Origin of the sequence: Catellatospora sp. NPDC049111 (genome assembly GCF_040648615.1) — a bacterium.
Classification (GTDB): Bacteria; Actinomycetota; Actinomycetes; order Mycobacteriales; family Micromonosporaceae; genus Catellatospora; species Catellatospora aurea.
The window spans coordinates 1-24,884 of record NZ_JBEZEB010000035.1 but is presented as its reverse complement, the minus strand read 5'-3'; the positions used below and the strand labels follow the sequence as shown (position 1 = coordinate 24,884).

The following is a 24,884-nucleotide window of genomic DNA, read 5'->3' as shown; positions in this document are numbered from 1 at the left end:
CTATGCTGCCGGGGTTTGCTTTTCACTCGCGCCACACCCAGGAGGTCGCCTTGTCGGACGACGTGCTCATCGTCAGCGGAGGTAGCCCGCTCAAGGGCGAGGTGCGGGTCCGCGGGGCCAAGAATCTGGTCTCCAAAGCCATGGTCGCCACCGTGCTGGGCGAGAGCCCGAGCCGAATGTACGACGTCCCGCGCATCCGCGACGTGGAGATCGTGCGCGGTCTCCTGGAACTGCACGGCGTCAAGGTGAGCAACGGCCAGCTCGACGGGGAGCTGCTGTTCGACCCCTCCAACGTCGAGCGCGCCGGCATCGACGAGATCAACGTGCACGCCGGCTCCAGCCGGATCCCGATCCTGCTGTGCGGCCCGCTGCTGCACCGGCTCGGCCACGCGTTCATCCCGGACCTGGGCGGCTGCCACATCGGCCCGCGCCCGATCGACTACCACCTGGAGGCGCTGCGGCGCTTCGGTGCCGTCGTCGACAAGACCCCGGAAGGCCTGCACCTGTCCGCCCCGGACGGCCTGCACGGCATCAAGTACGAGCTGGACTACCCGTCGGTCGGCGCGACCGAGCAGATCCTGCTCACCGCCGTGCGCGCCGAGGGCGTCACCGAGCTGAGCAACGCCGCGGTCGAGCCCGAGATCATCGACCTGATCTGCATCCTGCAGAAGATGGGCGCGATCATCAAAGTCCACACCAACCGGGTGATCGAGATCCAGGGCGTGCCGCGCCTGGGCGGGTTCACGCACCGCCCCATCCCGGACCGCATCGAGGCCGCCAGCTGGGCCTCGGCCGCGCTGGCCACCCGGGGCGACATCACCGTCAAGGGCGCCCGCCAGGCCGACATGACGACGTACCTCAACGTGTTCCGGTCCATCGGCGGCGAGTTCGAGATCGACGACAACCCGGTCGACGGCGGCATCCGCTTCTGGCACCCCGGCGGCGACCTGCGCCCCGTCGCGCTGGAGACCGACGTGCACCCCGGCTTCATGACCGACTGGCAGCAGCCGCTGGTCGTGGCGCTGACCCAGGCCAACGGCCTGTCCGTGGTGCACGAGACGGTGTACGAGAAGCGCTTCGGCTACACCAGCGCCCTCAACCAGATGGGCGCGCACATCCAGGTGTTCCAGGACTGCCTCGGCGGCACCCCGTGCCGGTTCGGCCGGATGGGCTTCCGCCACTCCGCCGTCATCGCCGGCCCGGCCAAGCTGCACGCCACCGACCTGGTCATCCCGGACCTGCGGGCGGGCTTCAGCCACCTCATCGCGGCCCTGGCCGCCGAGGGCACCTCCCGGGTGCACGGCGTCGACCTGATCAACCGCGGCTACGAGGACTTCGAGGCCAAGCTCGCCGGCCTCGGCGCGACCGTCTCCCGCTGACCCCTCCCGCACCATCCCGCCCCACCGGCACCACCCGCCCCGCGGGCACCCCGTTTTTCGTGGAATGGCTGAAGCGTGGCTGCCCCCGAACCACCACGACACCCGTCGCATGCTTGTCCACCCACCGCCCCCGCCACCCCCCCCCCCGCGGGCACCCCGTTTTTCGTAGACGTTGGCCTATCTCATCGAGTTTGATCTGCAAAAACTCGATGAGATAGGCCAACGTCTGTTCAAGGCGCGGGCGCCGAGCGCGCCCCGGGCGGGGCGCAGCGCTGGGCGGGAGCTGTTCGTCACAGGTCGCCACGCGGTGGCCGTCGGCCGCGGCCGCGGGTCGGCTACCCTTGCTGCGTGCCGTTGTTCTCCCGCAAGACCACCGACGTTTCCGCTGCGACCCCGGCCGAAGAGCCGGAGGCCACGGAGATCGTGCGCGCCTCGCGCTCGTACACGCCCGCCAAGGGCAAGGCGACGCCGAAGCGCACCGAGGCTCAGCGCCGCAAGGCCGAGCCGCCGCCGGCGAACCGCCGCGAGGCGATGAAGCGCCAGCGCGAGAAGATGCGCGCCGACCGGGCCGAGTCCATGGCCGGCATGAAGGCGGGCGACGAGCGCTACCTGCTGCCCCGGGACAAGGGACCGGAGCGGCGGCTGGTGCGCGACTACGTCGACTCCCGGCGTACCGTCGGCACCTGGTTCTTCGGCGGCGCCTTCCTGATCTTCTTCCTGATCCAGGTCCGCGACCCCCGCATCGCGCTGGCCGCGAACGTGATCTGGCTGCTGCTGGCGCTGGCCGTGGTCGTCGACAGCGTCTTCATCTGCCGGAAGATCAAGAAGCTGGTCAAGGCGAACTACCCCAAGACCACGCAGCGCATGGGCTCGCTGTACATGTACGCGGTCATGCGCGCCATCACGTTCCGCCGCATGCGCATGCCGAACCCGCAGGTCAAGATCGGTGACCCGGTCGTCCCCACCAAGGCCTAGGACATCTGTCCTGCCGGAGTCGGGATCGCCGGATCTGCCCGGCCGTCCCGGCTCCGCCTAGCGTCGGACGCATGACGGAAGCGGTGCGGCTGCAAGCGGTCGCGAAGAACTACGGCCCGGTGAGGGCGGTGGACGGCATCGACCTGTCCATCGCCCGCGGCCAGACGGTGGCGCTGCTCGGCCCCAACGGAGCAGGCAAGTCCACCACCATCAACATGCTGCTCGGCCTGCTGGAGCCGACGGACGGCACGGTACGCGTGTTCGGCGGCAGCCCGACCGAGGCGGTGCGGGCCGGCCAGGTCGGCGCGATGCTGCAGGAGTCGGGCTTCGCCGCCAACGCCACGGTCCGCGAGCTGGTCGAACTCGCCCGCGCGCTGTACCGCGACCCGCTGCCCACGGCGGAGATCCTGGCCACGGCCGACCTCACCGAACTGGCCGGACGCCGCCTCGACAAGCTGTCGGGCGGCCAGACGCAGCGGGTGCGCTTCGCGTTCGCCCTGGCCGGCAACCCCGAACTGCTCGTGCTCGACGAGCCCACCGCCGCGCTGGACGTGGAGAGCCGCCAGGCGTTCTGGGCGGCCATGCGCCGCTACGCCGCCACCGGTCGCACCGTGCTGTTCGCGACGCACTACCTGGAAGAGGCCGACGACTTCGCCGACCGGGTGATCGTGATCGCGCGGGGTCGGGTCGTCGCCGACGGCAGCGGAGCCGACATCAGGCAGCTCACCGGCGGGCGTACGGTCAGCTTCGACCGCGCGGGCACCGACCTGGACGTGCTGCGGCGGCTGCCCGGCGTGGTCGAGGCGGAGACGCGCGGCGAGCGCGCCCTGCTGCGCTGCGACGACTCCGACACCACCGTGCGCGCCCTGCTCGCCGACGGCCACGCCTGGCGCAACCTGGAGATCACCGGCGCTGGCCTGGAAGAGGCCTTCCTGTCCCTCACCGCAGCCGCAGGCAAGGAGTGACCGTGCGCGCCTATCTCGTCTTCGAACTGCGCCGCCTGATCCGCGAGCCGCGCATGGCGATCTTCACCGTGGTGCTGCCGGTGCTGATCTACACGATCAGCAGCGGCAGCTCCGGCGACGCCGGCCAGGTCGGCGGGGTGGACGTCGCCGCGTACCTCATGGTCAGCATGGCGGCGTACGGCGCGCTGGTCGGCGCCCTGTCCGTCGGCATCGCGGTGTCCCAGGAGCGCGCCTCCGGCTGGCTGCGCCAGTTGCGCATCACGCCGCTCGCCCCGACCCAGGTGGTCGCCGTGAAGGCGCTGCTGGCCTCGCTGCTGGCGATCCCGCCGGTGGTCTCGGTGGGCCTGGTCGCGGCGTTCGCGTACGGGGTGTCGTTCAGCGCCGGGCAGTGGGTCGCGCTGGTCGTGCTGATGTGGCTGGGCAGCCTGCCGTTCGCCGCGTTCGGGCTGGCGTTGGGCTTCACGCTGCCGCCGCAGCTGACCCAGCCGGTGAGCATGCTGGGCGTGTTCGGGCTGGCGTTCCTCGGCGGGCTGTTCGTACCGGTCGCGGTGATGCCGCACGTACTCGCGTCGATCGCCACCTGGCTGCCCAGCAACCGCTTCGCCGAGCTGGGCTGGTCGGTGGTCGCCGGACAGGCGCCGCCGGTGGGCGGAGTCGCCATCCTCGCGGCCTGGGCCGTGCTCTTCGGCGGGCTCGCGGCGTGGGCCTACCGCCGCTCGGCGGCGCTGCGGTGATGTCGGGGTTCCTGGACGGCCTGAGCCGGGCGGGCGCGACCTCGTCGCACCCGCTCGGTGGCCGCCGCGGCGGCGCGCCGCCGTGGGCAGCGCCGGGGTGCGCTGTTCGCCGCGCTGTGGCTGTGGCCGCTGGCCCCGACCGCGCACGCGGTGCTGGCCGGTGACGTCTCCGCACCTGTAGTGGCCGGGCTGGGCCTGGCCGCCTTCGTCGGGCTGTACCTGTTCGTCGTCGTGCAGGGGTTCAGCTCCGCGGCCCGGCCCGGCGTGCGCAACCAGGCGCTGCTCGGGCTGGTCACGGTCGTCGGGCTGGCGCTGGCCGCCGCCTTCGGCGGGCAGCCCGGTGGCTGGGTAGGACTGGTGCTCTACCTGGCCGCCGCCGGGGTGGCGCTGTACGCGCTGCCCTGGGCGTACCTGTGGCTGGCCGCCATGGTCGCGGCGCAGATCGCGCTGGGTCTGCTGCACGGCGAGCCCGCGAAGGAGATCGCCGAGTCGGTCTTCAACACCGTGATGGCGGGCGCACTGATCATGGTGGTACGCCGGATGATGCGCCTCATCCGCGAGCTGAGCGCGACCCGCGACGAGCTGGCCCGCGCCGCCGTGGAGGGCGAGCGCCTGCGGTTCGCCCGCGACCTGCACGACCTGCTCGGCCACAGCCTGTCCCTGATCGTCGTCAAGGCCGAGGTGGTACGCCGCACCGCCGGGCGCGACGCGGCCGCCGCCGCCCGGGAGGCCGCCGAGATCGAGCAGATCGGCCGCACCGCGCTGGCCGAGGTGCGCCAGGCGGTGAGCGGGTACCGGGCCCGTGCCTTCGCCGCCGAGCTGGCCACGGCCGGCGCGGCGCTGTCCGACGCGGGCATCGAGCCGACCGTGCGGGCCACGGCCGAGGCGATGCCGGCCGCCGTCGACGACGCCTTCGCCTGGGCGGTCCGCGAGGCCGCCACCAACGTCATCCGGCACAGCGGAGCCGGCTCGTGCGTGATCGCGCTCAGCCGCACCGACCACTGGCAGTTGGAGGTGCGCGACGACGGCCGGGGCGTCCCCGCCGACACGTCGCCCGGAAACGGCCTGCGCGGCCTGGCCGAGCGCCTGGCCCTGGTCGGTGGCACGCTGTCGACCGTGGACCTGTCCGGCGGCGGTTTCGTGCTGCGCGCCACCGCGCCCGCCGGAGCCCCGGCATGACCCGCCTGCCCGCCCGCCGGAGCCCGCTTCCGATCAAGGTGCTGCCCGGGGGCCGTCGGTGATCAGGGTGCTGCTCGCCGAGGACCAGGGCATGATGCGCGGTGCGCTCGCGCTGCTGCTCGGCCTGGAACCCGACATCGAGGTGGTGGCCCAGGTGGGCCGGGGCGACGAGGTCGCGGCCGCCGCCGTCGCGGCGTCGCCCGACGTGGCGCTGCTCGACATCGAGATGCCCGGTCTGTCCGGCCTGGACGCCGCGGCGCAGCTGCGTACCGCCGCACCGTCGTGCAAGGTGCTGATCCTGACCACCTTCGGCCGACCGGGTTACCTGCGCCGGGCCATGGACGCCGGGGCGCGCGGCTTCCTGGTCAAGGACGGGCCGGTCGAGGAGTTGGCCGAGGCGATCCGGCGGGTGCTCGCCGGGCAGACCGTCATCGACCCGGCCCTGGCCGCTGCGGCGCTGGCGGCCGGCCCCAACCCGCTCACCGAACGCGAACGCGAGGTGCTGGCCAGCGCCGCCGACGGCGCGACCATCGCCGACCTCGCCACCCGCCTGCACCTGTCCGAGAGCACCGTGCGCAACTACCTCTCCGCCGCCATCGGCAAGACCGGCACCCGCAACCGCATGGAAGCCGTCCAGACCGCCCGCACCCAAGGCTGGCTCTGACCCACCTTTGGGTTGATCATGAACCTGTGGACGTGTTCGACGGTGTGTCGCGACCCTGGCACCGTGATCGATCCGAAGCATCGCCGAACAGCGGGCAAGCCGGCGAGCCGGCGCGGTCAGGGCAGGCCGGCGGATCGGCGCGGTCAGGGCAGGCCGGTGGATCGGCGCGGTCAGGGCAGGCCGGCGAGCCGGAGCAGGGCCGCGGTCGCGGCGGCGGCCACCACGACGAACGGCGCCTTCCGCCACGCCAGGACCGCGCCGACCAGCACGCCGAGCGGACGCGCGAAGCCGACGGACAACCGTCCCGCCTCCGTGAACACCGCCGTGGCGACCAGGGCGGCGAGCAGTGTCGTCGCCGCGATCGGCAGCAGGTGCCGCAGCCGTTCGGGCAGCACCAGCCGGTCGTGCAGCAGCACTCCGGCGATGCGGGTCGCGTAGGTGCCCGCGGCCAGCGCGAGGACCACCAGCAGCATCCCGGAATGAAGATCGCTGTTTCGGGTCAGAACCTGCGGTTCAACCAGAGGTTTTGACCCGAAACAGCGATCTCTGCTCCGCCGGAGCACGTCCCGCTGTCGCCGGAAAGCGTGCGCAGGACTCAGGCCGAGGTCAGGGCGACGGAACGGGATGCCGGGTGCGAGGAGGTCACGGCATCGGCGCGGTCCGCGGCGTGCACCGCGCGGCGCAGGCCCGGCGCGACCAGCACCGCCAGCAGTAGCCCCAGCACGGCGGCGGCGAGCGGCACCACGAATGCGCCGCGGTAGCCGTACGCGTCGGCGAGCCGGCCCGCGACGGCCGCTCCCAGCGAGACCCCCGCGACGACACCACTGGCCAGCAGGGTCATCACCATGCCGGCGCGGCGGGGCGGGCACAGCCGGCCGGCCAGGGCGTACCCGGAGATCAGGTACGGCGCGGCGGTGACGCCGAGCACGACGACGGCCGCCAGCGCGGTGAGCGTGGAGTGGGCGAGCAGCAGCGCCGCGCTGCCCCCGACGAGCGCGGCGGCCGACCAGGCGTACCGGCTGACCGGGCCGAGCGACTCCGGCAGCCAGGCCACGGCCAGTCCGGCGACGGCGCTGCCGACGCCCAGCACCGCGTAGATCAGGCCGGCCGAGCCCGCCGAGCCGATCGAGTCGGCGAACGCGGTCACCCCGGTCTGGGTCGCCCCGAACACGATCCCGATCACCGACATGGCCGCGACCAGCACCGCCACCCGCGAGAACGGCATCGCGTCGGCCGGTTCGGCGGCAGCGGGTCCGGTCGGCGCATCCGCGCGGGGTGCGCGCAGCACGGGCGGCACGGTGCGGTGCAGCGCGAACGGCACCGCCGCCAGCACGGTCAGCACGGATCCGACGAGCAGCGGCGCGCCCGCCCAGCCGGACATGGCAAGGATGCCGACCAGCGCCGGGCCGGCCAGGAAGGAGGCCTCGTCGGCGGCTCCCTCGTACGCCATCGCGGTGGGCAGCCGCCGCTGCTGTCCCCGGTCGCCGAGCAGCACCGCCCAGCGCACCCGGACCAGCGGCCCGACCTGCGGCATGGCGAACCCGGCGAGCGCGGCGAGCGGCAGCACCGCGGCGGACAGGCCGCCGGTGACGGCGAACACGAGGGCGGCGTACGCGGCGGCGTCGACGATCGCGGTGGCGATGCCGACGGCGCGCTGGCCGTACCGGTCGGCGAGGCTGCCGGTGACGGGACCGCCGAGCGCCGCGCCGACGCCGAACGCGGCAGCGGCCAGCCCTGCGGTGCCGTAACTGCCGGTGGCGGCGACGACGAGCGTGATCACGCCGAGCGGGCCCATGGCGGCGGGCAGGCGGGCGAAGAAGGCGAGGACGAGGAACCAGGGTCCGGTGATCCGGACGAGGTCACGGTAGGAGGCACGGGCAGGCATGTTGTTGCTCCGGGTACGGCGCGGTTGATGCGCGCCGTCCCACCCAACCAGCGCGCCCCTTGCGGCCCTGTGCGCCCCCGAGTCTAGCCGCACAAGATCCGCTCCCGGAAGCGGATGTCACCAGCGGCACAGTCAGCGGCGCGTTAAGAAGGTGCCCTTCCTCTACGGATTCCGTTGTGAAGGTGCCCTTCCTTCGGAGCGGTAGAGGCGGGCGATGACTTCTTCGATCTCGGGTTCGGTTACGGAGAGGTCGCGGAGGTTGCCGAGGGTGGTGAGGGTGGAGATGAGGGTGCCTACGGAGGCGGTGTTGTCGAGGGTGAAGGTGAGGCGGGGGCCGGTGGAAGCTTCGAGGTGTACGCCGGGTAGGTCGGGCAGGGCCGGGGGCGGGGTGTCGAAGTCGACGGTCACCCGGCGCTGGGAGCCGTAGCGGGCGTGCAGGGCGTCGATGCCGCCGTCGTGCACCACGCGGCCGTGGTCGATGACGACGATGCGGCGGCAGAGCCGTTCGATGTCGGCCAGGTCGTGGGTGGTCAGCACGATCGTGGTGTCGCCGGTCCCGCCGAGTTCGGCCAGGAAGCCGCGCACGGCCTGCTTGCTGACCACGTCCAGGCCGATCGTCGGCTCGTCGAGGAACAGCACCTCGGGGCCGTGCAGCAGGGCCGCGGTCAGCTCGCCGCGCATGCGCTGGCCCAGCGACAGTTGGCGCACCGGGGTGTCCAGGAACGGGTCCAACTCCAGCAGGTCGCGGCAGCGGCGCAGGCGGGCGGCGTGCTCGGCGGCGGGCACCCGGTAGATGTGGCGCAGCAGCTCGTACGAGTCGCGCAGCGGCAGGTCCCACCACAGCTGAGAGCGCTGCCCGAACACCACGCCGATGCGCCGGGCCAGCAGGATGCGCTGCGGCACCGGGGTCAGCCCGCACACCGACACCCGCCCGCCGGAGGGGTGCAGCACGCCGGTGAGCATCTTCAGCGTCGTGGACTTGCCCGCGCCGTTCGGGCCGAGGTAGCCGAGCAGCTCGCCGCGCTGGACGGTCAGGTCGACGCCGTCGACCGCGGCGACGTCGCGCCGTTCCCGGCGCAGCAGGCCCTTGCGTACCCGCACGGTGAAGTCCTTGCGCAGCCCATGCGCCTCGATGACGTTCACGCCCCGTGCCTCCCGTCGGTGTTCATGAGCCGGTGCTGCGGTAGTGCCGTACCCCGGTGCGCCAGACCAGGGCGGCCAGGGTCGCCGCGACGACTGCCGGCAGGGGGCCGCACCAGCCCAGCCAGGCGGGGGCCCCCAGCGGGTCGGGGCGGTCCAGCAGGATGAGCGCCGGGTAGTACGCCACCAGGCCGAAGCCCAGCCCGAAGGCGAGCAGGTGGCGGAACCAGCCGCCGTAGACGGTCATCGGGTACGAGGTGAAGTCCCGCCCGCCGTAGGTGAGCGCGGCGCTCAGCTCGCCGGAGTCCACCCACCAGAACGCCACGGTGGCGGTGGCCACGAACACGGCGCTGAAGAAGACCGCCCCGACCACCGGCGTGACCGCCAGGAGCAGCAGGTTGGCGGGCGTGAGCGGCACCCCGGCCAGGCGCACCGCGATCGCGAGCACCACCACCCCGGACAGCACCCGGCCCACGCGCCGGACGCCCACGTCCATCACCAGCAGCTGCCACAGCACACCCAGCGGGCGGATCAGCACGGCGTCGAGCAGCCCGGTGCGCACGTGCCGCTGCACCCGGTCGATGTTGCCGACAGCGAGATCGGCCAGCGAGAACGCCAGGGACGACAGCCCGAACACCAGCAGTGCGTCGCCCAGCGAGAACCCGGCCAGCAGCGGCACCCGCTGGAACACGACCAGCACGGTGAGCAGGTCGGCGCCGGTGAACACGACGTTGGTCAGCAGGTCGAGGGTGAAGCTCACCCGGTACGACGCCTGCGACCGAACCTGAGCGGCGATCAGGCGGCGGTAGATCGCGGCAGTGGAGGCCGTGGGCTCAGCCACCTTGCACCACCAGCCGCCGCTCGGCCCGCCGCTGGACGACGACGCACGCCGTGAACAGCAGCACGGCCCACATGCCCTGCAGCCCCAGCAGGGCCAGCTGCCCGGCGGGCGGGTCCCGTTCGACCAGCACGTCCAGCGGGACCTGTAGCAGGGACGGGAAAGGGGTGCCCAGGTAGACCGCGGTCGCCGCCCAGTCCGGCAGGAAGCGGATCGGGAAGTACAGTCCGCCGAGCATGCCGGCGCAGACGGCCCAGCCCATCAGCACGCCTCGGGTGTCCAGCAGCCAGTAGCCGGCCGCGTTGGCCAGGTACCGCCCGGCGAAGCAGACCAGCACCGCGAGCAGCACCGACACCGCGAACATGGGGTAGGTGGCGGCCCGGCGCGGCAGGTACATGTCGAACGCCAGCGCTCCGACCGCGATCGGCACGACGAACCTCGTGAGCAGCGCGTACGCGGCCCGACCCAGGTCGGGCAGCAGGTAGCCGAGCACGGGGTGGACCGGGCGCAGCAGGTCGGTGACGACGTCGCCGGAGCGGATCCGGTCGGCCAGGTCGGTCCAGCCCCACATGGCCACCACGCCGATCAGGCCCTGACCGGCCCACACGTAGGTGACCAGTTGCGGGGCGTCGTAGCCGGCCGCCTGCCCGCCGAGCGCCGCCGCGGAGCCGGCCACGGCCAGCATGACGTAGGTGCGCACGAAGCCGAACATGGTGTTGGTGGCGGTGGCCGCCACCGTCGCCTGACGGTATGTGGCGAATCGCCGGAATCCCGATGCGCCTAATGTCCGGAAGAGCCCTGCCGTCTCGGTGAAGTTTCGGATTGTGAGCCGATCCGCAGTGGCGGTGACGAAGCCCACCCCGTACCCTCCACTCGCAACCGCATTCATTTTTCGGGCCGGGCGCGACCATACCTTCGTGGCGAACCGGTTCGCGATGCATTTGTGCCATAAGCGACTCAGAACCAGGCGAGGTGGGGCGTGACCGACGAGCGCACCGACGAGCGGCACCGCGGCACGCCGGCCTGGGCCGGTACGCCAACGTCGCCGTGGTCGCGCGTGCCCGGACAGCGCCCGCCCGCGGACTCCCCCGACCCCGCCGCGCAGCAGCCCGCCAACGCGCAGGCGCCGCAGCAGGGCGGCCCGCAGCAGCCCGGCCAGTACGGCCCCGGCCAGCCGCACCCCAACGGTCCCCAGCAGTACGGGCAGCCGCAGGCCGGCCAGGGCCCGCCCGGGCCGTTCCCGCCCGCCAACGGGCAGCGTCCGCCGCAACAGGGGCAGGGCAACTGGGACCCGAACGCGCAGCGCGGCGGCCGTCCCGGCCCGATGCCGCCGCAGCCCGGCCCGCAGTACCGCCCGAACGGCCCCGGCCCGCAGGGGCAGGTCTACGGCGGCCCCCACCAGCAGCACCCGCAGCAGGGCCCCGGCCCGCAGGGTCAGTACGGTCCGCCCCAGCAGGGCCGCCACCCGCAGCAGGGCCCCGGCCCGCAGGGTCCGCGCCCGCCGCAGCAGGGGCAGGTCTACGGCGGCCCCAACCAGCACCCGAACGGCCCCCAGCAGTACGGCCAGCCGCACCCTGGCCAGCAGGGCCAGCCTTACGGGCACCCGCAGGGCCAGCCGCCGTACGGTCCGCCGCAGGGCCGTCCCGGCCAGCCGCCGCAGGGTCAGGTCTACGGCCAGCCCGGCATGCCGCCGCAGGGTCACCCCGGCGCGCCCGGACAGGGCCAGCAGGGCTATGCCCCCGCGCCCGGCCAGCAGGCGCCCGGCCAGCCCGTGGCGCCGCAGGTTCCGCAGGCCGCGGCGGCTGCCGCGCCACCCGCAGCCCCGCCCGCGCAGCAGGCCGCCCCGACGTCTCCCGCCCAGCCCGCCGCGCCGACCCCGGCTGCCGCTCCGACGGCCGCCGCCGCGCCTGCGCCGGCCGAGCAGGCGCAGGCCGCGCCGGGTCGCCGCGGACGCCACTCCACCTCGGACACCGGCATGATTCCCGCCATCACCGACGACACGCCGGCTCCCGCCGAGGCCGCAGCTCCCGCTGCCGCACCGGTCACCGGCGAGGCCGCGGCCGCACCGGTCTCCCCCGCGCCCGTGTCGGCCGCGCCGGTCTCGGCGAACCCGGTCTCCCCGGCCGCGCCGCAGACCCCGGCCGTGGCCACCCCGGACACGGTGCTGCCCGTCGCCGCGAGCGCGGCGGGCGCGGCCACCGCGCTGTCCGCCCCGACGATGCTGCACCCGCTGGTCCGCCCGGGTGCCGCGCCCACGCCCGCCGCCGAGCCCGCGGCGACCACGGCGACGGTCACCGGTGACGCGGCCGCGGCCGCCGCCGCGGCGGCCGAGCCGGAGCCGGAGGCCACCCCGGAGGCGGGTCCCGACCCGGAGCAGGTGCTGGCGGCGTACGAGTGGCGCTTCCACCACGAGACCCTGCGCGAGCTGGTCGACAACCCGGACGAGCTGCGGGAGATCCGCGACCGGCTCACCGAGAAGCTCACCCCGGCCACCGACAACCCGACCCGGGCCCGGCTGCTCAGCCTGCGGGCCGTGGTCTCGCGCATCCTCGGCGACCTGACCAAGGCGCTGTCGGACGGCAAGATGGCGCTGGTGCACGCCGAGGCGACCGGCGAGCTGCGCCGCATCGCGCTGGCCAAGGCCCGCCTGGCGCACGTGCTGCAGTGGCGCGGCGACTTCACCGAGGCCGACAAGCTGTTCGCCGAGGCCAACTCCACCGAGCTGCCCGACCGGCTGCGCGCCACCATGCACGAGCACGCCGGACGGTCCTGCCTGGACCAGGGCCGCTACATGGAGGCGTTCAACCACTTCGAGAAGGCCCTCGAACTGCGCAAGGTCGAGGACCCGGAGCTGATCGCGCGCACCGAGATGGCACTGGACGCCGTCTCGATGAAGATCGCCGAGAACGGCATGGGCCCGTACCCGCGCAGCATGGACGAGATCCTGCAGGTCAGCAAGCCGCCGGTGCCGCGATTCGACGAGCGGGTGCAGTGCTGGGGCTTCGCCGGGTCCGACGGCCGCACGGTGATCTCCCCCGCGTTCGCCGACGTGCAGCCGTTCCGCGACGGCGCGGCGTGGGTACGCCGCCCGGAGATGGAGACCTGGGAGCTGATCGACGAGGCGGGCACCCGGCTCATCGACGGCCGGGCCGGCTGGCTCGGCGTGGGCTCGTTCTCCGACGGGCTGGCGTGGGTGTCGCGCGACGGCGCGGGCAACTGGGTCGCCATCGACAAGCAGGGCCGGGTCATCATCTCGACCGGCTTCGAGGACGTGCGCCCGTTCCGCCGCGGCCTGGCCGCGGTGCGCCGGGGCGGCTGGGGCGCGGTCGACAAGCAGGGCCGGGCCGTGGTGCCGTTCCAGTTCACCGGTTTCGCGACCGCGCTGACCGACGGCCGCTACGTCGACGGCTTCTCCGACGAGGGCCTGGCCATCGTGGACGCGGGCGGCCGCAAGGGCGTGGTAGACCGCACCGGCGCCGTGGTGGTGCCGCCCGTGCACCCCGCCCTGGTCATCCACCCGGTGGCGTTCCTGATCGCCGGGCCGTCCGGCCGCTGGGGCGCGCTGGACCGCAAGGGCCGCCCGTTCATCGACCCGGAGCTGCCCAGCCGCCAGGTCGTCATGGAGGAGCTGGACCGCCTGCTCGCCGACACGAAACCGGTTCTGTAGAGCAATCCACCCTATGGCGGGTCCCGAACCGGGCGGCATAGGGTCTCCGTATGGAGTTTCGGCATTTGGGCCGTTCCGGGATGCTCGTCAGCGAGATCTCGTACGGAAACTGGATCACCCACGGCTCGCAGGTCGAGGAGGACGCCGCCGACGCGTGTGTGCGCGCGGCCCTCGACAGCGGGATCACCACCTTCGACACCGCCGACGTGTACGCCGGCACCCGCGCCGAGTCGGTCCTCGGCCGCGCGCTGAAGGGCGAGCGCCGCGAGGGCCTGGAGATCTTCACGAAGGTCTTCTGGCCGACCGGTTCGGGACGCAACGACCGGGGCCTGTCCCGCAAGCACATCATGGAGTCGATCAACGGCTCGCTGACCCGCCTGCAGACCGACTACGTCGACCTGTACCAGGCGCACCGCTACGACTACGCCACGCCGCTGGAAGAGACGATGACAGCGTTCGCCGACATCGTGCACTCCGGCAAGGCGCACTACATCGGCGTCTCGGAGTGGAAGGCGTCGGAGATCCGCGCCGCCCACGCGCTGGCCACCGAGCTGAAGATCTCGCTGGTGTCGAGCCAGCCGCAGTACTCGATGCTGTGGCGGGTCATCGAGGCCGAGGTCGTGCCGACCTGCGAGGAGCTGGGCCTCGGCCAGATCGTCTGGTCGCCGATGGCGCAGGGTGTGCTGAGCGGCAAGTACCTGCCGGGCCAGCCGCCGCCGGCCGGTTCGCGGGCCACCGACGAGAAGTCGGGCGCGGGCTTCATCGCGCGCTGGCTCGACGAGGACGTGCTGACCCGGGTGCAGCTGCTCAAGCCGCTGGCCGAGCAGGCGGGCCTGACGATGGCCCAGCTGGCCATCGCGTGGGTGCTGCAGAACCCGAACGTCTCGTCGGCGATCGTCGGCGCGACACGTCCGGAGCAGGTGTACGACAACGTCAAGGCCTCGGGCGTGAAGCTCGACGCGGACCTGATGAAGGCGATCGACGAGATCGTCGAGCCGATCACGGAGCGGGACCCGGCCAAGACCGTGTCCCCCGCCGAGCGGCCGTGAGGTGACGTCGGGGGCCGCCCGCATGGACGGCCCCCGACGGTTCCGGGGGTCAGGCCCCCTGCAGGCTCATCCGGTACTCGTCGCGGTCGCCCTCGACGAGGATCACCTCCACCGCGCCGGCGCTGACCAGGTCACGCCAGGTCTGGCCGAGCCACGACTCGGCATCGGCCTGGTTGCTGAACGTCTCGTTCGGGCCTTCGACCGGCTTGCCTGCCGCGTCCTCGTACCGCCAGCTCCACGTCATGACGATCAGCTTATCCGCCGCCGGTGATCCGGCCGCGCAGGCGGCGCATCCGCTGACCCGCTCCGCCGCCGAAGGTCATAAGGTACGGGCATGTCGCATGACGGTTGGCCCCCACACTTCGGGGCACGGGTGCTGGTGCTCGGCGGTATTCGCTCCGGCAAGAGCGAGTACGCCGAATCGCTGCTGTCGGGCGCGCGCTCGGTGCGCTACCTGGCCACCGCCCTGGCGGACGGCGGTGACCCGGCGTTCGCCGACCGGGTGGCCGCGCACCGCGAGCGCAGGCCGCACTCCTGGATCACCGTCGAGACGTACGGCAACCCGGCCGCCCTGGTCGACGCGCTCGGGCAGGCCGCCGCCGAGGACACGCTGATCGTCGACGACCTCGGCGGCTGGGTCGTGAACCTGCTGGACCGCGACGACGCGAGCGTGCACGTCAGCCGGCTGGCCGCCGCCGTAGCCGGGTGTGCGGCACGGGTGGTGCTGGTCAGCCCCGAGGTCGGGCTGTCCGTCGTGCCGCCGTCGGAGGCAGGCGTGCGCTTCGCCGACCTGATGGGACTGGTCAACCAGGCCGTCGCCGCCGCCTGCGACGCGGTGGCCCTCGTCGTCGCGGGACAGCCCGTCTGGCTGCGCGGCGGGGACGCCGCAGGCACGCACGTCACCACCGCGCAACCGGCCGGTGCGGCGGCGGGCGCGGCTGCCACCGGCGCAGGCGCCGCTGCGGCCGCGGTCGCCGCCACGGACACCGGTGCCGCAGGCGCGACCACGGCCGGTGCGCCGACGACCGTGACGATCCCATCCGTTCCCGCGATCCCCAGCCCCGAGGTGCTCACCCCGGCCGCCGCCGCGCCGAGGCCGTCGGCCGCGCTGACCGAGAGCACCCAGGCGCTGCCGCTCGTGGCCACGGGCGTGGTCATCGGGCCGAACATGGACCTGCCCATCCCCGACGGCGACGCCCGCGAGGCCGCCCGCGACCACCTGCACCTGCTCGACATCCCCGGCGCGGGCCTGGGCCGGCTGACCGAGATCGTGCTGTTCGCGGCGGGAGCGCAGGGACGTACCGTGCCGCTGCCCTGGCAGCAGCCCAGGATGCTGCTGCTGCACGGCAACCACGAGGGCGACGCGGCCGCCGGGCAGACCCCGCACGGGGCGGCGCTGCTCGCGGCGCAGGCCCGCCGCGGCGAGGGCCCGATCGGGCTGCTGGCCGCCGAGCACGGGGTCAGCCTGCAGATCGTCGACACGGCGACGGCCGAGGCCATCGAGCACAGCCCGGCGGCCGAGCAGGAAACCGTCGAGGGGCTGCTCCGCTACGGCTGGCAGCTCGCCGACGAGGCCGTCGACAGCGGGGTGGACCTGCTGGTGCTGGGCTCGTGCGGAGCCGGCGCCGAGGCCGCGGCCGCCGCGGTGGTGTCCGCGGTGACCGGCGCGGAAGTGCCCGGTCTGCTGGCCCGGGTGGTCAGCGCCGACGGCACGGTCGACGACGCCGCGTGGATGCGGCGCTGCGCCGCGGTGCGCGACGCGCTGCACCGGGTCCGTGGGCGGGTGCTGCCGGCCAAGGAGCTGCTCACCGAGCTCGGCGGGCCGGATCTGGCGGTCGCGGCCGGCGTGATCCTGGGTGCGACGGCCCGGCGTACGCCGGTGCTGCTGGACGGGCCGGTCGGCGTCGCCGCCGGGCTGGTCGCCCGGGACCTGGGCAGCCAGTCGCGGCTGTGGTGCGCGCTGGCCGACACCGGCAGGCACCCGACCACCGTGCTCGCCGCCGACGTGCTCGGCCTGACGCCGCTGACCGACCTGAACACCGGCCTCGGCGAGGGCGCGGGCGCGCTGCTGGCGCTGCCGCTGCTGCGTTCGGCGCTGACCCTGGCCGCGTCGCTGCCCGCGCTGCCGCCGCTGCTCGACGAGCCGCCCGCGCACCTGCAGGAGCCCGAGGACGAGCCGGACGACGCCACCGACCCGGCAGTGTCCCGCGCCGATGACGCCTCCATCGTGGACTGACGGTCCGGCGACCGGCGGGTCCTGGTTCGACGGCCTGCGGCTGGCGCTGACCACGTTCACGGTCGCGCCGGTCGCCGGGCCGCGCAGCCTGGACCGGATCGTCGCCGGCCGGGCCATGGCACTCGGCCCGGTGGTCGGCGCGCTGCTGGGCGCCCTGCTCGGCGGCCTGCTGGCGGCGTTCGCGGCGGGACTGCCCGCGCTGGTCGCCGCGACGCTGACGGTGGGCCTGGCCGGGCTGCTGAGCCGCGGGCTGCACCTGGACGGGCTCGCGGACACGGTGGACGCGCTGGGGTCGTACCGTTCGCGCGAGCGTGCCCTGGAGATCATGAAGTCGCCGGAGGTCGGCCCGTTCGGTGTGGTCGCCCTGATCCTGGTGCTGCTGCTGCAGGTCGGGGCGCTGGCGCAGCTGACGGCGCGGCCGCTGCCCGCGGTGGTGGCGGCGGTGGCCGCGGCCGTCGCGGGTGGACGGCTCGCGATCGCCGAGGCCTGCCGCCGGGGCGTGCCCGCGGCGCGGCCGGGTGGCATGGGTGCCCTGGTCGCGGGCACGGTGCCCCCGGTCGCGCTCGCCCTGGCCACGCTGCTGGTCGCCGCGGTCGCGGTGCCGGCCGTGCCGGGTCGGCCGTGGCAGGGCCCGGCCGCCGTGCTCGCCTCGCTGCTCGTCGTGGCCGGCCTGCGGGTCCATCTGGTACGCCGGTTCGGCGGGGTCACCGGGGACGTGCTCGGTTTCCTGTCCGAAACGGCGACCACGGTGATCGCCATCGGACTGATTCTCTTCTGACCCGCGGCCCGCTAGCATTCGCGAATGATCTTCGAATCCGCCACTCCGCTCGCCCGCGCCTGCGACGCGCTGGTGCGCGCCCGCCGCGAGCGCGACATCGAGGCCTTCGAGTCGGCCACGGCGCAGCTGTGGGAGGCCGCCCAGACGGCCCCGGCGGACGAGCTCACCACCGCCCTGACCGCCTGCGCCGACCTGCTCGGCGAGCTCGGGCCCGGCTTCGGCGGCGAGTTCGCGGTGCTCTGCGGCGCGCTGATCGAGCTCGGCGCGTCACCGGAGCCGCTGGTCCCGGTGCTGCGTGAGCGGCTCAGCGAGGTGGCGGGCCTGTCGGCGGAGTTCGCTGCCGTGTGGGCGCGCGAGTTCCCCGGCGAGGGCACCCCCGAGCCCGACCCCGCGGAGTTCGAGACCACCCTGGAGCGCCTCGACGCGGCCATTCCGCCGGACCACGCCGTACGGCTCGTCGAGAGCTGGTTCGGGCTGCAGGCCTGGATGCGCTGCGCCACCACGCTGCTGCAGAAGTCGGCCGCGGCACGGCGGGCCTGCCAGGCCGAGCCGGCGTTGCGGGCGGCGGTGTCGGCGCTGGAGCCCGAGCGCGAGGACATGACCTGGCTGGCCATGCTCCTGGCGGTGCTCGACGGGGAGCGGCTGCTGGTGCTGCACCGCGCTACCGGGCGCGGCTGGCGCATGACGATCGGCGGGATCGCCGACAACTTCCAGCTGCACACCCTGCTGGCCGCGACCCTGTCCGGACACGACGCCGACGGCCTGCTGGAGGGCCTGTCGGTCGACCCGGCCTGGACCGCGGTGGCACTGGACGCGCCGGCCACCTCGTTCGGCGGCCAGGTGACCGGTTCGTTCAACCTGGTCGACGCGTACGGCGCGTGGATCTGGAACGAGGGCGTGCCCGCCGACATCCCGGCGCTGGACGGGGTGCGCGTGGTCGTCCTGGACCCGCCGCCCTACGCCCGGAGCTGGGACAACGTCCGGCGCTACCCGATGATGGCAGCCTCGATCACGCTCGACGAGGTGTTGTCCGCCGACGAGGCGGCCTCGTGGCTGGGCCGCGTGGGCGAGGCCAAGGGCTTCGACGGTCAGGCTTGATCCGCCCCGCGCGGCTCCGCCGACCGATCAGGCCTGCGCGTCGTACTGCTTGACCAGCTTCTTCGGCGCGGTCCGCCGCCACGCCTCGACGACCAGCTCGCGCAGCTCGGCCGGGTCCACCCGGGACAGCTCGACCCGCACCCACCCGAACCGCCCGACGTAAGCCGCCGCCGAGTACACTTCGGGCGCCGCGGCGAGCAGTGCCGCCTGCTCCTGCTTCGAGGCCTTCACCGACATCGTGTCGCTGCCCGGCATACCGGACGCGAACATCTTGTCGCCGACCCGCAGCGTCGGGTGACCCCACTCCTCGACCATCACCTCGGCACCCCCGGGCAGCGCGAGCACCCAGTCCCTCACCTGCTCATACGCGACCGCCATGGCGACCACCCTAGGCCATCGGCGAACCCGCGCACGGACCAGCGATCGGCCCCCGCCAGCTGTCCGACACACCCGAACACTCTCCGGCGGCTCGTCTGCCCTGCCGCGAATCCGCCTGCCGCCTCGGCGGCCGGTCCGGGAGCCCTGACAGGACAGTCATCGCCGAGCGGCTACATCTTTTTTGATGTGGCCACATCAAAAAAGATGTAGCCGCTCACGCGCATGGTCCCGTCGTCGGCGTCACAGTCCGTGTCCGGCCCGTGCGGATGCCGAGCCGGAAACCGACGGCCGGCGGCCGTGACGGCGTTACCGCGACGGGCTCACCCCACGGTCAGCCGCACCGGCAGCGGCCCGGTGCCTGTCGCCGGGTCACATGGCCGGGTCGCGGATCAGTGGCCGGGTCGCGGGTTACTTGACGGACGGCTGCACGAATGGCGGCTTGGTGACCGTCATGGAGCTGCGGCGGCCGCGGACGTCGACCTCGACGGTGTCGCCCTCGCTCAGGCCGGCGGCGGTGTCGAGCAGCGCCAGGGCGATGCCGATCTTGCGAGTGGGCGAGAAGGTGCCGCTGGTGATCTCACCGACGGGCTGGTCGCCGGAGAGCACGGTCATGTGGGCGCGGGGGATGCCCCGGTCGTTGGCGACCAGGCCCCACAGGGTGCGGCGCGGGCCGGCGGCCTTCTCGGCGGTGAGCACGTCGCGGCCCCAGAAGGCGGGCTTGTTCCAGCCGACGGCCCAGCCGGCGCGGGCCTGCACCGGGGTGATGTCGAGCGACAGGTCCTGGCCGTGCAGGGGGTAGCCCATCTCGGTGCGCAGGGTGTCGCGCGCGGCCAGGCCGCAGGCACGGGCGGGCACGCTCGCGCCGAACAGCGCGTCCCAGACGCGGGTCGCGTCGGCCGACGAGACGACCAGCTCGTAGCCGTGCTCGCCGGTGTAACCGGTGCGGCACACGGTCAGGGTGACCCCGTCGAGGTCCGCTGTGGCGAAGCTCATGTACTCGTGGTCGGTGGGCAGACCCAGCTCGGCCAGCAGCTCCGCCGAGCGCGGACCCTGCACCGCCAGCACCGCGAAGTCCGCGTGCTCGTTGGTGACGGACAGCTCGGCGGGCGCGGCGGCGGTCAGCCGGCGCACGACCTCGGTGGTGTTGGCCGCGTTCGGGATCAGGAAGACGTGGTCGTCGCCGTAGAGGTAGGCGATGATGTCGTCGACCACGCCACCGGTCGCGTCGTCGCAGCACAGCGTGTACTGCGCCTTGCCGGGCTTGATGCGGCCCAGATCGTTGGACAGGCAGGCGTTGACGAAGTCCGCCGCGCCCGGCCCCGTGATCCGCGCCTTGCCCAGGTGGCTGACGTCGAACACGCCCACGCCCTCGCGGACGGCAGCGTGCTCCTTGAGCACCCCGCCCCCGGCGTACTCCAGCGGCATGTCCCAGCCACCGAAAGCGGCGAACTTCGCCCCCAGCGCCGTGTGACGATCGTGCAAAGGCGATGTGAGCAGGTCGGCTGAGTCTTTTGAACCCATGTCGGTCATGAGCGCAACTTACCCTGGCGTTTGGGGTTCGTTAGCATCGGCGCAGCAACCCACGTCCACCAGGAGTACTTTGTGACCACGCCCACCACGGCTCTGCCCACGCTGAGCCTCGCCGACACCGACCCCGCCGACCTCACCGTGGACGCCGTCGTCATCGGCGTACACAGTCAGGAAGGCGCCGAGGGCGCGGTCGGCGAGCTGTTGCTGGCGTCCGGGGCCGAGAGCATCGCCGCCGCGTTCGACGGCAAGCTGACCGCCACCCTGGCGCTGCTGGGGGCCACCGGCGGCGCGGGCGAGGTCACCAAGCTCGCCACGCTCGGCACCATCACCGCTCCCGTGCTGGTCGCCGTCGGCCTGGGCGGCGAGCCCACCGGCCCGGCGCCCGCCCCCGACACCCTGCGGCGCGCCACCGCCGCCGCCGTCCGCGCCCTCGCCGGCGCGAAGAAGGTCGTGCTGGCCCTGCCCCTGTCCGACGACGCCGACGACAGCGGCGCGCTGACCCTGCGCGCGGTCGCGGAGGGCGCGGCGCTGGGTGCGTACCGGTTCACCGGTTACAAGGGCAAGCCGGCCGCCGGCCGCAAGGACCCGGTCACCGCGGTGTCGGTGCTCGTGCCCGACGCCAAGGAGGCCGGCGCCAACGCCGAGCTCAAGCGCGCCGGTGTGGTCACCGCCGCGGTCGCCCGCACCCGCGACTGGGTGAACGCCCCCGCCAACCTGCTGCGCCCGCCGAACTTCGCCGACGAGATCGCCGCGCTGGCCGGCAAGGCCGGGCTCGACGTCGAGGTGCTCGACGAGAAGGCGCTCATCGAGGGCGGCTTCGGCGGCATCCTCGCCGTCGGCATGGGCTCGGCCGCCAAGCCGCGCCTGGTGAAGATCACGTACACGCCGGCCGAGTCGACCGCCAAGGTCGCGCTGATCGGCAAGGGCATCACCTTCGATACCGGCGGCGTGTCCATCAAGCCCGCCCAGGGCATGTGGGAGATGAAGTCCGACATGGCCGGCGCGGCCGCCGTGGCCAGCACGATGGCCGCGATCGCCGAGCTCAGGCCCGCCGTGGCGGTGACCGCGTACATCCCGATCGCGGAGAACATGCTGTCGGGCGAGGCGTACCGGCCCGGTGACGTGATCACCATGCGCAGCGGCAAGAAGGTCGAGGTGCTCAACACCGACGCCGAGGGCCGCATGATCCTGGCCGACGCCATCGCGCTGGCCTGCGAGGCCCAGCCCGACTACCTCATCGAGACCTCGACGCTGACCGGCGGCCAGGTCATCGCGCTCGGCAAGAAGATCGCCGGTGTGATGGGCTCGGAGAAGCTCGCCCAGCGCACGAAGGTCGCCGGCGACCTGGTCGGCGAGCCGACCTGGCCGATGCCGCTGCCCGACGAGATCCGCAAGTCGATGGAGTCGGACGTCGCCGACATCCTGCAGGTCAGCGCGGGCATGGAGCGCGCCGGCCACATGCTGCAGGGCGGCGTGTTCCTGCGCGAGTTCGTCACCGAGGGCGTCGAGTGGGCGCACATCGACATCGCGGGCCCGTCGTTCCACTCCGGCGAGGCCACCGGCCACTGGAGCAAGGGCGGCACCGGTGTCCCCGTCCGCACCCTGCTCGCCCTGGTCGACGACATCGCGGCCAACGGCTGATCCGGCCCGCTCGCGGGTGAAGATCGCTGTTTCCGGTCATGATCTGCGGTGCGACCGCAGGTTTCAACCGGAGACAGCGATCTTTCTTTATTCCGCCGGGCGAAGCTTCTGGCGGGCGTTGAAATCGCGCATGCGCTGGGGGTAGCCCACGAGCTGGACGTCGTAGACCGGCATGGACAGGCGCTGGGCGAACTGGCGCACCGCCGTCGGGCTGGGCATGCGGCGGCGGGTCCACTCGCCGTCGTGGGCGATCAGGATGACCGTGGTCCCGGTCACCGTCGTGCGGGGCTCGATGAACGCCTCGACGCCGCGGCGGGACTGCGCGAACTGCTCCAGATGGGTGACGTCGGCCGGGTTGGCCGGGCGATCTGCCGGGGACCCGCCCCGGCGGCGGAACCAACCCACACCTGCTCCTCTCCGAAGGTGCCTCTGCGGTGCGCATGGTACCGGGCAAGAGTAGCCAGACGTGTCCTTGAGCACCTCGGTGCGCGGGAGCACGCCCGCAGTGACAAGATGGCCGAGTGTGGGCTGAGCACACGCTGGCCCACGGTGACGCGAAGTGGCAATGACGCGACCTTGGAGCGATCGTGAGCGAGACCTTTGACGTAGTCATCCTCGGCGGCGGCAGCGGTGGTTATGCCACCGCGCTGCGTGCGGCGCAGCTGGGTCTGTCCGTCGCGCTGATCGAGAAGGACAAGCTGGGCGGCACCTGCCTGCACCGGGGCTGCATCCCGACGAAGGCGCTGCTGCACGCCGGCGAGGTCGCCGACCAGACCCGCGAGGCGGCGCACATCGGCATCAAGGCCGAGCTGATCCAGATCGACATGGCGGGCGTGAACTCGTACAAGGACGGCGTGGTCGCCGGCCTGTACAAGGGCCTGCAGGGTCTGATCAAGTCCGCGAAGGTCACCTACATCGAGGGCAAGGGCACCCTGGTCGCCCCGAACGCCGTCGAGGTGAACGGGCAGCGGGTCACCGGCCTCAACATCGTGCTGGCCACCGGGTCGTACTCGAAGAGCCTGCCCGGCCTGGAGCTGGACGGCGAGAAGGTCATCGCCAGCGAGCACGCGCTGACCCTGGACCGGGTGCCCACCTCCGCGATCGTGCTGGGCGGCGGCGTGATCGGCGTCGAGTTCGCCAGCGCGTGGAAGTCGCTGGGCGCCGACGTGACCATCGTCGAGGCGCTGCCCCGCCTGGTCGCGGCCGAGGACCCGGACATCTCCAAGCAGCTGGAGCGCACCTTCCGCAAGCGCGGCATCGGCTTCAAGGTCGGCAAGCCGTTCGAGAAGGTCGAGAAGACCGACTCCGGTGTGAAGGTCACCATCGCCGGCGGCGAGACCCTGGAGGCCGAGCTGCTGCTGGTCGCCGTGGGCCGCGGCCCGGCCACCGCCAACTGCGGCTACGAGGCCCAGGGCATCACCATGGAGCGCGGCTTCGTGATCACCGACGAGCGCCTGCGCACCAACCTGCCCAACGTGTACGCCGTCGGCGACATCGTGCCCGGCCTGCAGCTGGCGCACCGCGGCTTCGCCCAGGGCATCTTCGTCGCGGAGACGATCGCCGGGCAGAACCCGGCCCCGATCGTCGAGTCGGGCATCCCGCGCGTCACCTACACCGACCCCGAGATCGCGTCGGTCGGCATCACCGAGGCCCAGGCCAAGGAGAAGTTCGGCGCGGACGCCGTCGAGACGTACAACTACAACCTGGGCGGCAACGGCAAGAGCAAGATCCTGGGCACCCAGGGCTTCGTGAAGCTGGTCCGCCAGAAGGACGGCCCCGTCGTGGGCATCCACATGATCGGCGCCCGGATCGGCGAGCAGGTCGGCGAGGCCTCGCTGATCGTCAACTGGGAGGCGTTCCCGGCCGAGGTCGCGGCGCTCATCCACGCCCACCCGACGCAGAACGAGGCGCTCGGCGAGGCGCACCTGGCGCTGGCGGGCAAGCCGCTGCACGCGCACAACTGAGCGAATAAGCTCACCTCGTCCTTTTATCACTGCGGATCTGCACTTAACTGAGGAGTCTGAAGCAATGCCGGTATCGGTAACCATGCCGCGGCTCGGCGAGAGTGTCACCGAGGGCACCGTCACCCGGTGGCTCAAGCAGGAGGGTGACCGGGTCGAGGTCGACGAGCCGCTGCTCGAGGTCTCCACCGACAAGGTCGACACGGAGATCCCGTCGCCGGCGGCCGGCATTCTCAGCAAGATCATCGTCGGTGAGGACGAGACCGCTGAGGTAGGCGCCGAGCTCGCCATCATCGGCGGCGAGGGCGAGAGCCCGGCGGCGGCCGCACCGGCTCCGGCCGCCGCGCCCGCCGAGGCCCCCGCCCCGGCCGCCCCGGTCCAGGAGGCGGCACCGGCGCCGGCTCCCGCCGCCGCTGCCCCCGCCGCGGCTCCCGCCGGTGACGCCACCCCGGTGAAGATGCCCGCGCTCGGCGAGAGCGTCACCGAGGGCACCGTCACCCGCTGGCTCAAGCAGGTCGGCGACACGATCGAGGTCGACGAGCCGCTGCTCGAGGTCTCCACGGACAAGGTCGACACGGAGATCCCGTCTCCGGTCGCAGGCGTCCTGCTGGAGATCACGGTGCCTGAGGACGAGACCGCCGCCGTCGGCGCGCAGCTCGCGCTGATCGGCGCGGCCGGCGGCGCTCCGGCCACGGGGTGCGCTCGTCGCCCTGGCCGAAGGGGTTGCGCTCGCACAGCCGCTCCAGCAGCCCGGCGGGCGGCTCACCGGGCAACGACCAGCCCAGCA

The 24,884-nt window shown here is 73.2% G+C and carries 23 protein-coding genes; 14 read left to right on the top strand and 9 right to left on the bottom strand.

Annotated features, from left to right (window positions below; genetic code table 11):
• Window positions 1–50 precede the first annotated feature (50 nt).
• The 6 genes from murA (at window position 51) to AB0B66_RS32665 (ending at window position 5,896) form a co-directional block, all read left to right on the top strand.
• Entirely contained in the window at window positions 51–1,379 is a 1,329-nt protein-coding gene (gene murA / locus AB0B66_RS32690) for a UDP-N-acetylglucosamine 1-carboxyvinyltransferase (RefSeq protein ID WP_360537263.1), read from the top strand.
• Window positions 1,380–1,727: 348 nt separating this feature from the next.
• Window positions 1,728–2,354 carry a DUF3043 domain-containing protein gene (locus AB0B66_RS32685; RefSeq protein WP_360537261.1) on the top strand — a complete coding sequence of 209 codons (627 nt, stop codon included), beginning with the start codon at window positions 1,728–1,730 and terminating at the stop codon, window positions 2,352–2,354.
• 71 nt (window positions 2,355–2,425) lie between these two features.
• Window positions 2,426–3,319, top strand: coding sequence for an ABC transporter ATP-binding protein (locus tag AB0B66_RS32680; RefSeq protein WP_360537259.1), 894 nt, complete (start codon window positions 2,426–2,428; stop codon window positions 3,317–3,319).
• 2 nt (window positions 3,320–3,321) lie between these two features.
• Window positions 3,322–4,053, top strand: a complete 732-nt coding sequence (locus AB0B66_RS32675; protein ID WP_360537257.1) for an ABC transporter permease — start codon at window positions 3,322–3,324, stop codon at window positions 4,051–4,053.
• A 57-nt stretch (window positions 4,054–4,110) separates the two neighbouring features.
• Window positions 4,111–5,232 (top strand): histidine kinase, encoded by a 1,122-nt coding sequence (locus AB0B66_RS32670; RefSeq protein WP_360537255.1) that lies wholly within the window; start codon window positions 4,111–4,113, stop codon window positions 5,230–5,232.
• Window positions 5,233–5,290: 58 nt separating this feature from the next.
• Window positions 5,291–5,896, top strand: a complete 606-nt coding sequence (locus AB0B66_RS32665) for a response regulator transcription factor (RefSeq protein WP_360537253.1) — start codon at window positions 5,291–5,293, stop codon at window positions 5,894–5,896.
• A gap of 170 nt (window positions 5,897–6,066) precedes the next feature.
• Here the strand turns inward: AB0B66_RS32665 and AB0B66_RS32660 are convergent, their stop codons facing one another.
• The 5 genes from AB0B66_RS32660 to AB0B66_RS32640 form a co-directional block, all read right to left on the bottom strand.
• Entirely contained in the window at window positions 6,067–6,369 is a 303-nt protein-coding gene (locus tag AB0B66_RS32660; protein WP_360537251.1) for an AzlD domain-containing protein, read from the bottom strand.
• Window positions 6,370–6,491: 122 nt separating this feature from the next.
• Window positions 6,492–7,781 (bottom strand): MFS transporter, encoded by a 1,290-nt coding sequence (locus AB0B66_RS32655; RefSeq protein ID WP_360537249.1) that lies wholly within the window; start codon window positions 7,779–7,781, stop codon window positions 6,492–6,494.
• 162 nt (window positions 7,782–7,943) lie between these two features.
• Complete coding sequence (locus AB0B66_RS32650; protein ID WP_360537247.1) at window positions 7,944–8,924, bottom strand: ATP-binding cassette domain-containing protein; 981 nt, start codon at window positions 8,922–8,924, stop codon at window positions 7,944–7,946.
• Window positions 8,925–8,946: 22 nt separating this feature from the next.
• Entirely contained in the window at window positions 8,947–9,762 is an 816-nt protein-coding gene (locus AB0B66_RS32645) for an ABC-2 family transporter protein (protein WP_360537245.1), read from the bottom strand.
• Window positions 9,755–10,495 carry an ABC-2 family transporter protein gene (locus AB0B66_RS32640; RefSeq protein WP_360537243.1) on the bottom strand — a complete coding sequence of 247 codons (741 nt, stop codon included), beginning with the start codon at window positions 10,493–10,495 and terminating at the stop codon, window positions 9,755–9,757. The genes AB0B66_RS32645 and AB0B66_RS32640 overlap by 8 nt, the downstream gene beginning before the upstream one ends.
• Before the next feature lie 243 nt (window positions 10,496–10,738).
• Between AB0B66_RS32640 and AB0B66_RS32635 the strand changes: the two genes are divergently transcribed.
• Together AB0B66_RS32635 and AB0B66_RS32630 are read left to right on the top strand one after the other, a co-directional pair.
• Window positions 10,739–13,426 carry a WG repeat-containing protein gene (locus tag AB0B66_RS32635; protein ID WP_360537241.1) on the top strand — a complete coding sequence of 896 codons (2,688 nt, stop codon included), beginning with the start codon at window positions 10,739–10,741 and terminating at the stop codon, window positions 13,424–13,426.
• 50 nt (window positions 13,427–13,476) lie between these two features.
• A complete protein-coding gene (locus AB0B66_RS32630) occupies window positions 13,477–14,475 on the top strand; it encodes an aldo/keto reductase family protein (RefSeq protein WP_360537239.1) in 999 nt (332 codons plus the stop codon).
• 49 nt (window positions 14,476–14,524) lie between these two features.
• Here AB0B66_RS32630 and AB0B66_RS32625 read toward each other — a convergent pair whose 3' ends face one another.
• Window positions 14,525–14,719, bottom strand: a complete 195-nt coding sequence (locus AB0B66_RS32625; RefSeq protein ID WP_360537237.1) for a hypothetical protein — start codon at window positions 14,717–14,719, stop codon at window positions 14,525–14,527.
• A gap of 90 nt (window positions 14,720–14,809) precedes the next feature.
• On the opposite strand from AB0B66_RS32625, the gene AB0B66_RS32620 reads away from it, so the two are divergent.
• The 3 genes from AB0B66_RS32620 to AB0B66_RS32610 are packed head-to-tail and all read left to right on the top strand — an operon-like array spanning window position 14,810 to window position 18,587.
• Window positions 14,810–16,711, top strand: a complete 1,902-nt coding sequence (locus tag AB0B66_RS32620) for a bifunctional adenosylcobinamide kinase/adenosylcobinamide-phosphate guanylyltransferase (protein WP_360537235.1) — start codon at window positions 14,810–14,812, stop codon at window positions 16,709–16,711.
• Window positions 16,689–17,489, top strand: a complete 801-nt coding sequence (locus AB0B66_RS32615; RefSeq protein ID WP_360537233.1) for an adenosylcobinamide-GDP ribazoletransferase — start codon at window positions 16,689–16,691, stop codon at window positions 17,487–17,489. The genes AB0B66_RS32620 and AB0B66_RS32615 overlap by 23 nt, the downstream gene beginning before the upstream one ends.
• 24 nt (window positions 17,490–17,513) lie before the next feature.
• Entirely contained in the window at window positions 17,514–18,587 is a 1,074-nt protein-coding gene (locus tag AB0B66_RS32610) for a hypothetical protein (RefSeq protein WP_360537231.1), read from the top strand.
• A 27-nt stretch (window positions 18,588–18,614) separates the two neighbouring features.
• Here the strand turns inward: AB0B66_RS32610 and AB0B66_RS32605 are convergent, their stop codons facing one another.
• Both AB0B66_RS32605 and gcvT read right to left on the bottom strand, forming a co-directional pair.
• Window positions 18,615–18,965, bottom strand: coding sequence for an MmcQ/YjbR family DNA-binding protein (locus AB0B66_RS32605; RefSeq protein ID WP_360537229.1), 351 nt, complete (start codon window positions 18,963–18,965; stop codon window positions 18,615–18,617).
• 408 nt (window positions 18,966–19,373) lie between these two features.
• Entirely contained in the window at window positions 19,374–20,495 is a 1,122-nt protein-coding gene (gene gcvT, locus AB0B66_RS32600; protein WP_360537227.1) for a glycine cleavage system aminomethyltransferase GcvT, read from the bottom strand.
• Window positions 20,496–20,567: 72 nt separating this feature from the next.
• On the opposite strand from gcvT, the gene AB0B66_RS32595 reads away from it, so the two are divergent.
• Window positions 20,568–22,136 (top strand): leucyl aminopeptidase, encoded by a 1,569-nt coding sequence (locus AB0B66_RS32595; RefSeq protein ID WP_360537225.1) that lies wholly within the window; start codon window positions 20,568–20,570, stop codon window positions 22,134–22,136.
• 87 nt (window positions 22,137–22,223) lie between these two features.
• Here AB0B66_RS32595 and AB0B66_RS32590 read toward each other — a convergent pair whose 3' ends face one another.
• Window positions 22,224–22,541 (bottom strand): hypothetical protein, encoded by a 318-nt coding sequence (locus AB0B66_RS32590; protein WP_203687876.1) that lies wholly within the window; start codon window positions 22,539–22,541, stop codon window positions 22,224–22,226.
• A gap of 182 nt (window positions 22,542–22,723) precedes the next feature.
• Between AB0B66_RS32590 and lpdA the strand changes: the two genes are divergently transcribed.
• Both lpdA and AB0B66_RS32580 read left to right on the top strand, forming a co-directional pair.
• The gene (gene lpdA, locus AB0B66_RS32585) at window positions 22,724–24,100 is read left to right on the top strand and encodes a dihydrolipoyl dehydrogenase (protein WP_360537222.1); all 1,377 of its coding nucleotides are present in this window, start codon (window positions 22,724–22,726) and stop codon (window positions 24,098–24,100) included.
• A gap of 64 nt (window positions 24,101–24,164) precedes the next feature.
• Window positions 24,165–24,884, top strand: a 720-nt coding sequence (locus tag AB0B66_RS32580) for a biotin/lipoyl-containing protein (protein ID WP_360537220.1), incomplete at its 3' end; no start/stop codon positions are given.

Bases quoted from the DNA above. Each gene is read 5' to 3' on its own strand.
- AB0B66_RS32630 (WP_360537239.1), top strand. From the start codon at position 13,477: ATGGAGTTTCGGCATTTGGGCCGTTCCGGGATGCTCGTCAGCGAGATC.
- gcvT (WP_360537227.1), bottom strand. From the start codon at position 20,495: ATGACCGACATGGGTTCAAAAGACTCAGCCGACCTGCTCACATCGCCT.
- AB0B66_RS32655 (WP_360537249.1), bottom strand. From the start codon at position 7,781: ATGCCTGCCCGTGCCTCCTACCGTGACCTCGTCCGGATCACCGGACCC.
- AB0B66_RS32660 (WP_360537251.1), bottom strand. From the start codon at position 6,369: ATGCTGCTGGTGGTCCTCGCGCTGGCCGCGGGCACCTACGCGACCCGC.
- AB0B66_RS32625 (WP_360537237.1), bottom strand. From the start codon at position 14,719: ATGACGTGGAGCTGGCGGTACGAGGACGCGGCAGGCAAGCCGGTCGAA.
- AB0B66_RS32615 (WP_360537233.1), top strand. From the start codon at position 16,689: ATGACGCCTCCATCGTGGACTGACGGTCCGGCGACCGGCGGGTCCTGG.
- AB0B66_RS32620 (WP_360537235.1), top strand. From the start codon at position 14,810: ATGTCGCATGACGGTTGGCCCCCACACTTCGGGGCACGGGTGCTGGTG.
- AB0B66_RS32605 (WP_360537229.1), bottom strand. From the start codon at position 18,965: ATGGCGGTCGCGTATGAGCAGGTGAGGGACTGGGTGCTCGCGCTGCCC.
- AB0B66_RS32610 (WP_360537231.1), top strand. From the start codon at position 17,514: ATGATCTTCGAATCCGCCACTCCGCTCGCCCGCGCCTGCGACGCGCTG.
- AB0B66_RS32680 (WP_360537259.1), top strand. From the start codon at position 2,426: ATGACGGAAGCGGTGCGGCTGCAAGCGGTCGCGAAGAACTACGGCCCG.